This window comes from Actinomadura rifamycini DSM 43936 (assembly GCF_000425065.1).
Taxonomy (GTDB): domain Bacteria; phylum Actinomycetota; class Actinomycetes; order Streptosporangiales; family Streptosporangiaceae; genus Spirillospora; species Spirillospora rifamycini.
This window is the reverse complement of the sequence record NZ_AULB01000010.1, coordinates 295,318-307,445: the sequence shown is the minus strand read 5'-3', so window position 1 is coordinate 307,445 and position 12,128 is coordinate 295,318. Positions and strand designations below refer to the sequence as shown.

Here is a 12,128-nt window from a genome sequence, read left to right as displayed (position 1 = left end):
CGCCTGAAGGCTGGGGGGACCGAACACGGAAGGGAAACCGATGCCCCGCACCACCGCCCGCACCACCGCCCGCCCGACCGCCCGCCCGGCCGCCCGCGTCGCCGCCGGCCTCGCCGCGGGAGCCCTCGTCGCCGGCGCCGTCACCGCCGGCGCGCTGGCCGCCGACACCCCGCCCCGCGCGGACGCCGCCGCGGCCGCGGCCGCCGCGCCCGGGCACACCGACGCGCGCCGGGGGAGCCCGGTGTCGGCACGGCACCTCGGCGGCATGACCGCCGCCGAGATCCGCCCGTGGCTGGCGGGCGCCGGCTTCGACACCGCGTCCGTCCGGTACGGAACGGACGCCTACCGGCTCGTCTACCGGACGATCGACGCGCACGGCCGGCCGACCGTCGCGAGCGGCCTGCTGGTGCTCCCGCGGAGCGCCGAGCGGCGGCTGCGCACGGTCTCCTACACGCACGGGACGACGAGCTACAAGCCGGACGCGCCCTCGGTCGCGGACGACGCGTGGGCGCGCGGCCCGGCCGTCGCCTTCGGCGCCGCCGGGTTCGCCGCCGTCGCCCCCGACTACCTGGGCCTCGGCGAGGGACCGGGCGTCCACCCGTGGAAGCACGTGCCGTCCGAGACGTCGGCGGCGCTGGACATGCTGCGGGCGGCCCGCGCGTTCGCGCCGCGCCGCGGCCGCGCGCTCGAGCGGGACGTCCTGGTCACCGGGTTCTCGCAGGGCGCCTCGTCCGCGCTGGGGCTGGCGCGGGCGCTCCAGGAGGGCGCCGACCGGCGGTTCCGGGTCCGCGCGGTGGCGCCGGTCAGCGGCGCCTACGACTTCCGCGGCGCGGAGCTGCCCGCGCTGCTGAACGGCGAGATCGACCCCAGGATGGGCGTCGCCTACGCCGCGTACCTGCTCACGTCCTGGAACCGGGTCTACGGCGGCGTCTACCGCGAGCCGTCGGAGCTTTTCCGGACGCCCTACGCCGCCCGCGTCGAGAAGTACTTCGACGGGACCACGCCCGGCCCCGTCATGCTCCGGGGACTCCCCGGGACCCTCGAGGAGCTGCTCACCCCGCGGGGCATGGACCTGCTGCGGCACCCGTCGGGGACGTTCGCCGAGGGGCTCCGCGTGGACGCCGAGGTCTGCACGGCCTGGACGCCGCGCGCGCCCGTCCGGCTGTACCGGATGGACGGCGACGAGCAGGCGGTCACCGCGAACACCGCGGCCTGCGCGGCGTCCTTGCGGGAGCGCGGCGCGCCGGTGTCCGTCGTCGATCTGGACGACCGGCTCCACGAGGGGTCGCGGCACCTCGGGTCGAACGTGGCGGCGACGGGCCGGACGGTCCGCTGGTTCGCCGGCCTGCGGTGACCCCGGGCCCGGGGGGGCGCCGGGGCGCGGGCTCAGTGGAAGCGGATGACCTGCAGCTTGTCGGCGGTGTCGCGGTCGAGGACGGTGACCCCGGCGGCGGGCGGGACCGTGCCGCCGCGGGCGCTGTCGAGCAGCGGCCGCCAGCGGCGGCAGTGCCGCTGGAACGTCGTGCGGGTGACCACGCGGCCGCGGGCGAACTGCCCGGCCCGCGCCGTCTCCGGGTCGACGTCGATGAGGATCAGGTGGACGCCGCCGCCGTGCAGCCGCGCCATCCACGCGAACAGGTGCAGGATGTGCGGCCAGGTGCCGCGGGTGTGCGCGACGACGCCGCGGCCGCGCAGCACGGCCCGGCCGATCCGCCACACGTGCGTGGTGTGGATCAGCGGGGTGCGCAGGACCGCGGGCAGCGGACGCAGCCGACGCGCCCACCAGTTGCGGGCCTGCCCCGAGTCGATCACCAGCACGTCACCCGCGGGCACCGGTGCGGTCTCGTCTCCGCGCAGGCCGTAGAGCCGGTTCAGCAGCGTGCTCTTGCCGGCGCCGGGCAGGCCGGCGACGAGCACGAGGGAACCGGCCGGGTAGTGCAGCGCCGGGCCCGGATCGACCTCGTCGATGTCGTGGATGTCGTTCTCCTGGCCGCCGGAAGTGTGCCTTGAGAAACGAACACTCCCCGCCGGTTGTTCCGGACGGGACGGCGGCCGGGTGCGGCCGTGCGCGCGGGGGCGGTCACCAGCCGCGGGCGCGCCACTCCGGCAGCGCGGGGCGCTCGCGGCCGAGCGTCGAGTCCTTGCCGTGCCCCGGATAGAACCAGGTGGCGTCCGGGAGCCGCGCGAACAGCCGCTCCTCCACGTCGCCGAGGAGCTGCTCGAACAGCGTCGGGTCGCCCCAGGTGTTGCCGACGCCGCCGGGGAACAGGCTGTCCCCGGTGAACAGGTGCGGCCGGTCGGCGAGCTCCCCGCCCGCGTCGTACAGCAGCGCGATCGAGCCGGGCGTGTGCCCGCGCAGGTGGATCACCTCGAGCGCGGCGCGTCCGACCCGGACGGTGTCGCCGTCCTCGACGGGCTCGGCGACGGGCTCGGGCAGCGCCTCGGCGTCGCGGGGGTGCGCGGCGACGGGCGCGCCGGTCGCCCGCGCCACCTCGCTCAGCGCCATCCAGTGGTCCTGGTGCCGGTGGGTGGTGACGATCCGGGCGAGCGGGCCGTCGCCGACCAGCTCCAGCAGCCGGGACGCCTCGTTGGCCGCGTCGATCAGCAGCCGCTCGCCCGTGGCGGTGCAGCGCAGCAGGTAGGCGTTGTTGTCGTACGGGCCCACCGAGACCTTCGTGACCGTCAGGCCCGGCAGTTCCCGGACGTCGGGCCGCCCGCCGGGCTCGACGTTCCCCGTGTAGGTCATGGGTCCTCCTCGATGGCCGCGTTCGATGCCGGACGACCATCTTCCACCATCGGGCGCGGCGGGCGCGGTCCGGCCGGGCCGCGCGGGCGCGGCGGGTCTGCGTCACGTGACTCAGCCGCAGTGTGCGCCGGTGGGCGGAAAAGTTCCGGCCGCGGCCGCACCATGGTGATTGGCAGATCAGGTTCGACCGCGAGGACGGTGGGACGATGCAGGTGGATCGGCGGGTCGCCGCGTCACGTCCCGGACCGCGCCCGGAGCCGCCCGAGGACCTCCTCGGGCAGGCGTGCGCGCTGGTCCGGCTCTGCGGGCAGGACGCCGCGATCGCGGCGGTGCTGCTCACCCTGGTGCTGGTCGGCACCGCCACGCGCCTGACGGCCGGGCCGCCCGGCCCCGCCGCGCTGGCGCTGCTCCCCGTGCTCGCCGGGGCGTTCGCGGCCTCGGCGGCGTTCACCGTCCGGTCCCGCCGGACGCTGGTGGCGGTGCTCGGCGAGGTCCGCGGCCGCACCGGCGCGCCGGTCGACCCGGCGGTGCCGTGGACGACGTTCGCGTCGGCCGCCGCGCTCGACGCGGCGGTCCGCGACCGGGAGCTGCGGCGGCTGCTGTCGGCCGCGCACCGCTGCGGCGAGCTGTCCTGGCGGGCGGTCGCATGGGCCGTGACGACCGCGGTGCTGTTCCTGTTCTGGTCGCTCGCGGCGGCGGCGGGCGGCGGGTGACCCGTGCTGGAGCATCCTCTCGAGCACCCGCTCGCGCCCGGCCCGGATCACGGCGCGGACCCGGACCCGGGCCATGATCCGGGGCACGGCGTGCGCCCGGGCAGCTTCTGGGCGCGGCTCGCGCCCGCGGACCGGCAGGCCCTGCGGGCGATGGGCCGCACCACGACCGTCCCGCCGCGGGGGACGCTGTGCCACCAGGGCGTGGCGGCCCCCGCGGTGTACGTCCTGTTCAAGGAGGTGCCGCGGGCGGCGGGCAACGCCGTCGCCAAGGAGTTCGTCGACTCCAGCGAGGGCGACCAGTCGATCATCGACCTGTTCGGGCCCGGCGACCTCGTCGGCGTCCTCGGCCCGTGGGGGCACCCCCAGCGCGGGACGGTCGCCGCGCTCGACCACGTCGTGGCGCTCCGGGTGGAGCGCCGCACGTTCCGCCGCCTGCTGGCCGCCAACCCGCGGGTCGCCGAGGCGATGATGCACGCCGTCTCGCAGACCGTCACCTACGGCGGCCGCCGGCACGCCGTGCGCGCCGCCGACCATCCGCAGCGCCTCGCCTACCACCTGCTCGAGCTGGTCCACCGGTTCGGGGAGCGCACCTCGCGCGGGCTGGAGGTCCCGCTGCGGCTCAGCCAGGCCGAGCTGGCGAACTGGGCGGGGATCTCCCGCGAGACGCTCGTCCGCTGGTTCCGGCTGTGGCGCGCCAAGGGCATCCTGGACCGGCGCCCCCGCCCGCTGATCGTCCTGGATCCGGAGCGGCTGCGCCGCGCCGCCAGCCCCTGGGGCGACGAGTGGCCGGCCGTCGAGCACGCCCCCGCGCCGCCGGAGCCCGGCGGGCTCGCCGCGCGCGAACCCGTGCGGCTGGAGCCGTCCGGTGCGCGGCCCGACCTGGCGGGGCTCCCCGCGGACAACCCCTTCTTCACCGGCCGCGACGTCAGCCTGCGCAAGCTCGACATGCTCGTCGCGCAGGCCGAGTGGCCGCGCGCGGTCGTCGTCCAGGGCATGGCCGGGGTCGGCAAGACGGCGCTGGCGCTGCACTGGGCGCACCGGACGGCCGGGCGGTTCCCCGACGGGATCCTGTTCACCGATCTGCGCGGGACGTCCCGCGCCCCCGCCACGCCCGGTGAGGCGATGGGGCAGGTGCTGCGCGCGGCGGGCGTCCCCGGCGACCAACTGCCGCGCACCGAGGCGGGCCTGGCGGCGCAGTGCCGGTCGCTGCTGGCCGACCGCCGGATGCTGCTGATCCTCGACAACGCCGCCGGTCCCGAGCAGGTGGGCCCGCTGCTGTCGGCGGCGGCGTCCGGCCTGGTGATCGTGACGAGCCGCCGCCGGCTCCCGCCGCTGCTGCGCGGCACGGACGTCCGCACGCTGGAGCTGCGGGAACTGGCGGCGCAGGAGGCCGAGGACCTGATCGCGGGCGTGCTCGGGCCGGACGACCCGCGGGTGCGGGGGGAGCGGCGGCCGCTCGCCCGGCTGGCCCGCGAGTGCGGCCGGCTGCCGCTGGCCCTGGCGGTGATGGCGGGCCGGCTCGCCGAGAACCCGGACGAGTCCATCGCGGAGACGGTCCGGGAGCTGACGGCGCACGACGAGGAGACCGCGCCCGGCACGTCCGGCGGGGGCGCCCGGGACGGCGTCCGGGGCCCGGCGGCTCCGGGCGGCGCGCTCCAGGGCGTCCTGAGCCCGACCTTCGAGGTGGCCTACCGGGGGCTGGGCCCCGACCAGCGGGAGGCGTTCCGCAGGCTCGGGCTCGTCGCCGGGCCCGACTTCACCGCCGCGGCCCTCGCCGCCCTCATGGGCCGGACCGAGGACGGGGCGCGCGACTGCCTGGAGGGCCTGCGGCAGGCGTACCTGGTCCGGGACACCGCGCCCGGCCGCTACCGGATGCACGACCTGCTCCGCGAGTTCGCGCGGGGGCGCGCGCTCGTCGAGGACGACGACAGCGACCTGCAGGCCGCGCAGCGGCGGCTGCTGGCCGCGTACCTGGCGGGGGCGCGGGCGGCGGGGGGGCGGCTCGGGGCCCCCGCCCGCCCCGCCGCGGCGCCGGGCCCGGCCGCGGGCGCCCGGGTGCGGGCGTCCCGACCGGCTCCCGACCGGGACGCGCGGGCCGCCGGGCTCGCCTGGTTCGAGGCCGAGCGGCGCAACCTCGTCGCGGCCGTGCACCAGGCGGCCCGGCTCGGCCTGCACCGGACGTGCTGGGAACTCGCCGACGCCCTGTTCGACTTCCAGCGTCTCCGTCGGTACGGCGAGGACAACGTCGCGGTCCTGCAGGCCGGCCTGCGCGCGGCGCGCGCCGAGGAGGACTGGGCGGCCGCCGCCGTCATGCTGCACGACCTCGCCGTCGCGCACGTCGAGCTCGACCGCGCCCAGCAGGCCGTCGGGTACGGGGAGGACGCGCGGCGCGGGTTCCGCGCCGTCGACCCGCCCGACCGGTACGGGGAGGCCGCGACCCTGGCGACGCTCGCCGACGTGCACGCCGCCCTGGGCCGGTACCCGACCGCCATCGACCACGCCCGCTGCGCCCTCGCCGCCCACGGCGAGCTCGGAGACGACGCGGGCGTCGCCCAGGCGCACGACACGCTCGCCCGCGCGCACGTGGGGCTTTCCGACCACGAACGGGCCCTCGAACACGCGGACCGGGCGCTCGCCATACGCAGGCGCATCGGCGACATGCCCGGCGTGGCGGGAACCCTGTTCACCCTGGCGAGGGTCCACCGCCGCTGGGGGAACGTCCGGGACGCCGTCCTGTACGCCCTGGAGGCCCTTTACATCCGCCAAGAACAAGCCGACCAGCTCGGCGCGGCGCAGGCGCTCACCCTCCTGGCGCGCATGCACGCCTCCCTCGGCCAGCGCGACCTGGCCATGCAGGACGCCGAACAGGCCCTGCGCACGTACCGCGCACTGGGCGCGCGCCACGGGGAGGCGCGCGCGCTCACCACCCTCGGGATGCTGACGTGCGACGCGGCGCGGTTCGCGGAGGCGTTCACCTACTGCGGGGACGCCCTGCGCCTGCACCGCGACGTCGGCGACCGGCACGGCGAGGCCGAGACGCTCGCGCAGATCGGCGTCGTCCACCTGCGGCACGGCCGCCACCGGGAGGCCCGCGAGCACCTGCTGCACGCGCTCGAGGTGCGCCGGGAGATCGGCGACCGGCACGGCGAGGCCAACGACCTGGAGCAGCTGTCGGTGGTGATGCGCCGCCTCGGGCGCCCGCAGGAGGCGTTCGTCCTCGGCCTGGAGGCCCTCGACCTGTGGCACCGGCTCGGCGCCCGCGGCAGGCTGGCCGGCACGCTCGGCAGCCTCGCCCGCACCTACCTGCGGCTCGGGCTGCCGGAGGACGCCGAGCGGGCCGCGCAGCAGGCGCTGGGCATCCGCCGCGCCGCCGGCGACCGGCACGGGCTCGGCGTCGGCACCGACACCCTCGCGCTGGTGCTGCGCCGCAGCGGCCGCCCGCACGACGCCCTGCGCGTCGGCCTGGAGGCGCTGCGGCTCATCGGCGAGGCGGGCGACCGGTACGCCGAGGGAACCGCGCTGGTGCACCTCGCCGCCGTCCACCTGGACCTCGGCCGCGCCGACGACGCCCTCGAGACGGCGCGGCGGGCGCTGGACCTCGCGGCCGAGCTCGGCGACGCCCGCGAGCAGGCGTACGCGCTGCACGCGATGGCGCGCGCGTCGCAGCTGCGCGGCGAGCACGCGCGGGCGGCCGCGCACTTCGACGCCGAGATCGCCATCCGCCGCGACATGGACGACCATCCGGGGCGGCGCGAGGCGCTCCGGCTGCAGGCCGCGTCGTACCGGGCGCTCGGCGACGCGGACGCCGCCGCCGACTGCGCCCGCCGCGTCCGCGCCCTCGACAAGTGGCTCGAATCGGACCGATCCCTGGAGATGTGACGGAAGACGCTGACTCGTGCCGCATCGCGGCGTTGACTGGGTCCGGGACCCGTGACCCCGCCGGGTCCCGCGAGGAGGCGACATGGAGCTCACCCGCTTCTGGGACGCGCTGCCCGAGCGCGCCCGGGAGGCGCTGCGGCGCGAGGGGACGACCGTGATGATGAAGCCGGGGGCGTTCCTCGTGCGCGAGCACACCCACACGTCCCAGGTCTTCGTCCTGCACCGCGGCGCCGTGAAGGTGTGGGTGGACCGCGCGGGCGACGTCGCGATCCTGGACGTGCTCGGGCCGGGCGACCTCGTCGGCGAGCTGGAGGCCGTCGACGGCGGCGTCCGGCACGCCAACGCCGAGGCGCTCACCGCGGTGGAGGCGACCAGGCTGACCGCCGACCGGTTCCGCCGCGTCCTGGACGCCCACCCCGGGACGGTCTGGGCGGTCGCGGCCGTCCTCGCCGAACGGCTCCGCGACGCCGACGAGCTCCGCGTCGCGCACTTCCCCGACGACCCCGAGCGCCGCCTCGCCGGCCGGCTGCTGCGCCTGACGTCGCGGTTCGGCTCCCCGCTCGCCGAGGACGGCGGCCCCGGGGACGGGGCCGCCGCGGGCGTCGAGGTACGGCTCCCGGTGTCCCAGCAGGACCTCGGGCGGTGGGCCGGGATGGGCCGCCGCAAGGTCGCGCAGATCCTCACCGCGGAGTCCGTCCGCGGCGGCCTCGACGTCGCCCGCAACGTGATCGTCGTCCGGTCGGCCGACGCGCTGCGCCGGCTGGCGGACCGCGACTAGCGGAACCCGGCGGGGGCGTGCGGCCACGGCGGCGGCTCCGGGAGCGCCCCGCGGGCCGCCACGCCCGCGCCGTCCGACCGCCCGCTCAGCCAGCCGAGCAGCGCGCGGGCCGTCCCGGACGCCTCGGCGCCGGTCGCCTCGCCGAGCACCGCCTCCTCGCCGAGGTCCGTCACGACGATCCGGTGCCCGGCCAGGCCGGGGAGCCGCTCGGCGGGCAGCACCGCCATGTCGGCCAGCGTGCTGCGCAGCGCCCACCCGACGTACCGGTCGGGCCAGTCGGCGGGCCCGTACCCGGCGGCGAGGTCGACGTGGTGGGCCTCGACCTCGTGCCAGCGCCGCAGGATCAGGTACCAGGCCGGGTGCTCGAACCCCGCCATCGCCCGCACCCGCGCGTCCCGGGCGTCCACCGGGAGCGCGCGGGCCAGCCCGGTGAACCGGGCGGCACTGGCGCGCACGTCCTCGACGATCTCGTCGCGCCCCCGCCTGACGCCGGCTTCGATGTCGGCGTTGCGCTGCTCCACGCTGGGGTACTGCGGGATCTCCGTGCCGGTGCGCGCCCATTCCAGCAGGTTGCAGAGCGAGTCGGCGTTGCGGGCGATGTGCGTGGCGACGTGCGCGCGGCTCCATCCCGGCAGCGCCGAGGGGGCGCGCAGGCCGGCCTCGTCCAGCGCGGACAGGGTGGCGACGAGGCGCGCCGCGCCCGCGTCGAGGGCGTCGATGGCGTCGAAGGCGAATTCCGAGGTGCTCACGACCGTCCATCCTGGCCCACCCGCACGCCGCGTTGCACCCCCGGCCGCCTCCCGTTCACAATGCCGATCATGGAATTCCCGATCTGCGTCACCTGCGGCGTCCAGTACGGCGCTCCCCGCCCCGACTGCCCGATCTGCGAGGACGAGCGGCAGTACGTCGGCTGGGAGGGGCAGCGCTGGACGAGCCTGGAGGAGCTGGGGGCGGCCGGGCACCGCGCGCGGATCGAGGACGAGGGCCTGGACGTCGTCGGCATCGGCACCGAGCCGTCCATCGCGATCGGCCAGCGGGCGCTGCTGCTGCGCACGCCCGCCGGGAACGTGCTCTGGGACATGGTCACGTACATCGACAACGACGTGATCCGCGAGGTGAACGACCTCGGCGGCGTCGACGCGATCGCGATCAGCCACCCGCACTACTACGGCACGATGGTCGAGTGGGCGCACGCGTTCGGCGCCCCCGTGTACATCCACGAGGCCGACCGCCGCTGGGTCGCCCGCCCCGACGACGCCGTCGTCTTCTGGACGGGCGACACGTGCGAGATCGCCGAAGGCGTCACCCTGATCAACGCGGGCGTGCACTTCGACGGCGGCCAGGTCCTGCACTGGCGCGACGCCCGCGCGCTGTTCTCCGGCGACATCCTGCAGGTCGTCAACGACCGCGACTGGGTGAGCTTCATGTACAGCTACCCGAACTTCATCCCCGAGCGCCCCCGGACCGTCCGGCGCGCGCTGCGCCTCCTCGAGCCCTACGACTTCGACCGCGTCTACGGGGCCTGGTGGCGCAAGATCGTCTACGCCGACGGCAAGAACGCCGTGCGCCGCTCCGCCGACCGCTACCTCGAGTACGCCCTCGACGACGAGTGACCCCGGGCGGCGGGGGCCCGGGCGCCCTAGGCGGCGAAGGCCCGGGCCATCGCCCCGACGTCCTGGTACTCGCGCCAGTGCGCGACCCGCCCGTCCCGCGCCCGCAGGACGAGGACGAACGCGCCCGCCGCCCGCCGTCCCGTCGCGGGGATCCGCGCGACCAGCTCGTACTCGGCGACGATCACGTCCGGATCGGCGGTCTCGTGCACGACCACCCGCCGGAACGCCTCGAACTCCACGGGGAGGCCGCGGCCCGCCTCGAGCATGGCCGCCACCGCGTCCCGCCCCTCGAACCGGCGGTGACCCTCGGGCGAGAACGGCGTCTCGACCACGATGCCGTCCCCGAGCATGCCCTCGTCCAGGCCCGGCCGCCCGGCGAGCACGTTGTCCTGGAACCGCGCGAACAGATCCCTCGGCGTCATGGGCCGCCTCCATTAAGATGAGTTGCTACTCATCTTGGAAAATATGAGTCGCCACTCATCTTGTCAACGGGACCGCACGCACATGGACAAGCCCCTGCGCGCCGACGCCCGGCGCAACCGAGCCCGCATCCTCGCCGCCGCCGAGGCGGTGTTCGCCGAGCACGGCGCCGCGGCCTCCACCGAGGAGGTCGCCGCCCGCGCCGGCGTCGCCGTCGGCACGGTGTTCCGCCACTTCCCGACCAAGCGCGACCTGCTCGCCGCGATCATGAAGGAGGTCCGCGCCCGGCTGGTCGCCCGCGCCGACGCGCTCCTGGCCGAGGGCGACCCCGCCACCGCCCTGTTCGACTACATCGCGTACCTGGTCGACTCGGCGTCCGAGACCGGCGACGTCCTGGGCCTGCTCGCCGCCGAGGGCGTCCCCGTCGATCCCGGCGAGCAGATCGCGTCCCTCGGGGACGCGTTCGGCGCCCTCCTGGACGCCGCCCAGCGCGCGGGCGCCGTCCGCGCGGACGTCCGGCCGCCCGAGGTGATGGCCCTGGTGACGGCCACCGCGCAGGGCGCCCTCACCGGCGCCTGGCCCGACGGACTCCGGCTCCGCACCCGGGGCCTGGTCGTCGACGCGCTGCGCCCGCGCACCGCGGCCGCCGAGTGACCGCCGCGTCCGCGCCCCCACCGCTCTCCACCGGGAACCGGACGTCCCGGACGAACGCCCCGCGGGCCCGCGCGCCGGCGGCGGCCCGGCGGGTCTAGTGGGCGACGTCGCGTTCGGCGACGACGCCGGTGATCCGGGCGCGCACGAGGTACTCGCCGGGGACGGCGTTGCGGGCGCCGAACTCCTCGGCCCGGTCCGCGCCCATGTAGCGGGCGCCGATCGCGGTGGCCCAGCGGCGCATCTCGTCCAGATCCTCGACGAGCGTCGCCACCGCCCGCAGCAGCACGAACGAGTACGGCGGCTCCTGGTCGTCGACGCACACCGACAGGCGCGGGTCGCGGGCCAGCGCGCGCCCCTTGACGGTGGACGCGCCGGTGTTGAACAGCAGGTCGTCGCCGTCGAGCACGAACCAGATCGGCGTCACGTGCGGGGCGCCGTCCTTGCGGGTGACGGCGCACTTGCCCGTGCGGGTGCCCGCGGTGACGAACGCGCGCCACTCGTCGTCGGTCATCTTCTCCATGCGCCCAGTCTGCCTCACAAGATCATCGGGACGGTCGCTACGGTGGCGGCATGCAGATCACGACCGCGCACGGTCCCGCGGAGGCCGCGCTCGACGAGCCCGCGGGCCCCGCGTTCCTGCTGGTCCTGACGCACGGGTCGAACGGGGGAGTGGACGCCCCGGACCTGCTGGCGGTGCGGGACGCGGCGCTGGGGCTCGGCGGCGCGGTGGCGCGGGTGACGCAGCCGTTCCGGCTCGCGGGCCGCCGGGCGCCAGGGTCGGCGGTGAAGCAGGACGAGGCGTGGCTGGAGATCGTCGCGGCGCTGCGGGAGCGGTTCGGGGACGTCCCGCTGGTGCAGGGCGGCCGCAGCAACGGCGCCCGGGTGGCGTGCCGGACGGCGCGGGCGGCCGGGGCGGCCGGGGTGCTGGCGCTCGCGTTCCCGCTGCGCCCGCCGCGCAGGCCGGAACGGTCGCGGGCGGACGAGCTGCGGTCGGCGGGCGCGGAGGTGCTCGTGGTGAACGGCGACCGGGACCCGTTCGGCGTCCCGGACCCGGCCGACGCGGCGCGGGTGGTGGTGCTGCCGGGGGAGCGGCACGAGCTGAAGAAGGACCCCGCCGCGGTCGCGGCGGCGGCGGTCCCGTGGCTGCGGCGCTGGGCGGCGTCGCGGGCCGCCGTCTCCCCGTGAACGGAATCGGTGTTCGGGCGGATGCGAGGGTTCCCTCTGGGCCCGGAGGGCGGGCCCAGAGGCCGGTGCGGTGGCGCGGGCCCCCGCGGAGCGATCATCGGTGCGGCCGGTCCCCCCGTGGCGACCGGCCCTCGGACGGC

12 protein-coding genes are annotated in these 12,128 nt (G+C 77.1%); 7 read left to right on the top strand and 5 right to left on the bottom strand.

What is annotated here, in order from left to right; all coding sequences use genetic code 11:
• Positions 1-40: 40 nt before the first annotated feature.
• Positions 41-1,354, top strand: coding sequence for a hypothetical protein (locus tag H505_RS41045; RefSeq protein WP_051300497.1), 1,314 nt, complete (start codon positions 41-43; stop codon positions 1,352-1,354).
• Between the two features lie 32 nt (positions 1,355-1,386).
• Here the strand turns inward: H505_RS41045 and H505_RS0110120 are convergent, their stop codons facing one another.
• Together H505_RS0110120 and H505_RS0110115 are read right to left on the bottom strand one after the other, a co-directional pair.
• Positions 1,387-1,917: an ATP-binding protein gene (locus tag H505_RS0110120; RefSeq protein WP_233617484.1), complete on the bottom strand. Its 531-nt coding sequence runs from the start codon at positions 1,915-1,917 to the stop codon at positions 1,387-1,389.
• 163 nt (positions 1,918-2,080) lie between these two features.
• Positions 2,081-2,746, bottom strand: a complete 666-nt coding sequence (locus tag H505_RS0110115) for an MBL fold metallo-hydrolase (RefSeq protein WP_026401878.1) — start codon at positions 2,744-2,746, stop codon at positions 2,081-2,083.
• Positions 2,747-2,952: 206 nt separating this feature from the next.
• On the opposite strand from H505_RS0110115, the gene H505_RS0110110 reads away from it, so the two are divergent.
• From H505_RS0110110 to H505_RS41035, 3 genes are all read left to right on the top strand, one after another.
• Positions 2,953-3,459 (top strand): hypothetical protein, encoded by a 507-nt coding sequence (locus tag H505_RS0110110; protein ID WP_026401877.1) that lies wholly within the window; start codon positions 2,953-2,955, stop codon positions 3,457-3,459.
• A gap of 3 nt (positions 3,460-3,462) precedes the next feature.
• Positions 3,463-7,338: a tetratricopeptide repeat protein gene (locus H505_RS41040; RefSeq protein ID WP_034517331.1), complete on the top strand. Its 3,876-nt coding sequence runs from the start codon at positions 3,463-3,465 to the stop codon at positions 7,336-7,338.
• 82 nt (positions 7,339-7,420) lie between these two features.
• Positions 7,421-8,116, top strand: coding sequence for a Crp/Fnr family transcriptional regulator (locus tag H505_RS41035; RefSeq protein WP_051300496.1), 696 nt, complete (start codon positions 7,421-7,423; stop codon positions 8,114-8,116).
• Here the strand turns inward: H505_RS41035 and H505_RS0110095 are convergent.
• Entirely contained in the window at positions 8,113-8,865 is a 753-nt protein-coding gene (locus tag H505_RS0110095; RefSeq protein ID WP_051300495.1) for a maleylpyruvate isomerase family mycothiol-dependent enzyme, read from the bottom strand. The two genes, H505_RS41035 and H505_RS0110095, sit on opposite strands and share 4 nt — an antisense overlap.
• Positions 8,866-8,934: 69 nt before the next feature.
• Between H505_RS0110095 and H505_RS0110090 the strand changes: the two genes are divergently transcribed.
• Positions 8,935-9,729, top strand: a complete 795-nt coding sequence (locus H505_RS0110090) for an MBL fold metallo-hydrolase (protein ID WP_233617483.1) — start codon at positions 8,935-8,937, stop codon at positions 9,727-9,729.
• Between the two features lie 26 nt (positions 9,730-9,755).
• Here H505_RS0110090 and H505_RS0110085 read toward each other — a convergent pair whose 3' ends face one another.
• A complete protein-coding gene (locus H505_RS0110085) occupies positions 9,756-10,151 on the bottom strand; it encodes a nuclear transport factor 2 family protein (protein WP_026401874.1) in 396 nt (131 codons plus the stop codon).
• An 82-nt stretch (positions 10,152-10,233) separates the two neighbouring features.
• Between H505_RS0110085 and H505_RS0110080 the strand changes: the two genes are divergently transcribed.
• Positions 10,234-10,803, top strand: coding sequence for a TetR/AcrR family transcriptional regulator (locus tag H505_RS0110080; protein WP_026401873.1), 570 nt, complete (start codon positions 10,234-10,236; stop codon positions 10,801-10,803).
• 94 nt (positions 10,804-10,897) lie between these two features.
• Here the strand turns inward: H505_RS0110080 and H505_RS0110075 are convergent, their stop codons facing one another.
• On the bottom strand, positions 10,898-11,323 hold the full coding sequence (locus H505_RS0110075) for a PPOX class F420-dependent oxidoreductase (protein ID WP_026401872.1): 426 nt from the start codon (positions 11,321-11,323) through the stop codon (positions 10,898-10,900).
• Positions 11,324-11,373: 50 nt separating this feature from the next.
• Between H505_RS0110075 and H505_RS0110070 the strand changes: the two genes are divergently transcribed.
• Entirely contained in the window at positions 11,374-11,988 is a 615-nt protein-coding gene (locus tag H505_RS0110070) for an alpha/beta hydrolase family protein (RefSeq protein WP_026401871.1), read from the top strand.
• Positions 11,989-12,128: the final 140 nt, after the last annotated feature.

Coding starts and splice junctions, on each gene's coding strand:
- H505_RS41045 (WP_051300497.1), top strand. CDS start 41: ATGCCCCGCACCACCGCCCGCACCACCGCCCGCCCGACCGCCCGCCCG.
- H505_RS0110115 (WP_026401878.1), bottom strand. CDS start 2,746: ATGACCTACACGGGGAACGTCGAGCCCGGCGGGCGGCCCGACGTCCGG.
- H505_RS0110110 (WP_026401877.1), top strand. CDS start 2,953: ATGCAGGTGGATCGGCGGGTCGCCGCGTCACGTCCCGGACCGCGCCCG.
- H505_RS41035 (WP_051300496.1), top strand. CDS start 7,421: ATGGAGCTCACCCGCTTCTGGGACGCGCTGCCCGAGCGCGCCCGGGAG.
- H505_RS0110090 (WP_233617483.1), top strand. CDS start 8,935: ATGGAATTCCCGATCTGCGTCACCTGCGGCGTCCAGTACGGCGCTCCC.
- H505_RS0110085 (WP_026401874.1), bottom strand. CDS start 10,151: ATGACGCCGAGGGATCTGTTCGCGCGGTTCCAGGACAACGTGCTCGCC.
- H505_RS0110080 (WP_026401873.1), top strand. CDS start 10,234: ATGGACAAGCCCCTGCGCGCCGACGCCCGGCGCAACCGAGCCCGCATC.
- H505_RS0110075 (WP_026401872.1), bottom strand. CDS start 11,323: ATGGAGAAGATGACCGACGACGAGTGGCGCGCGTTCGTCACCGCGGGC.
- H505_RS0110070 (WP_026401871.1), top strand. CDS start 11,374: ATGCAGATCACGACCGCGCACGGTCCCGCGGAGGCCGCGCTCGACGAG.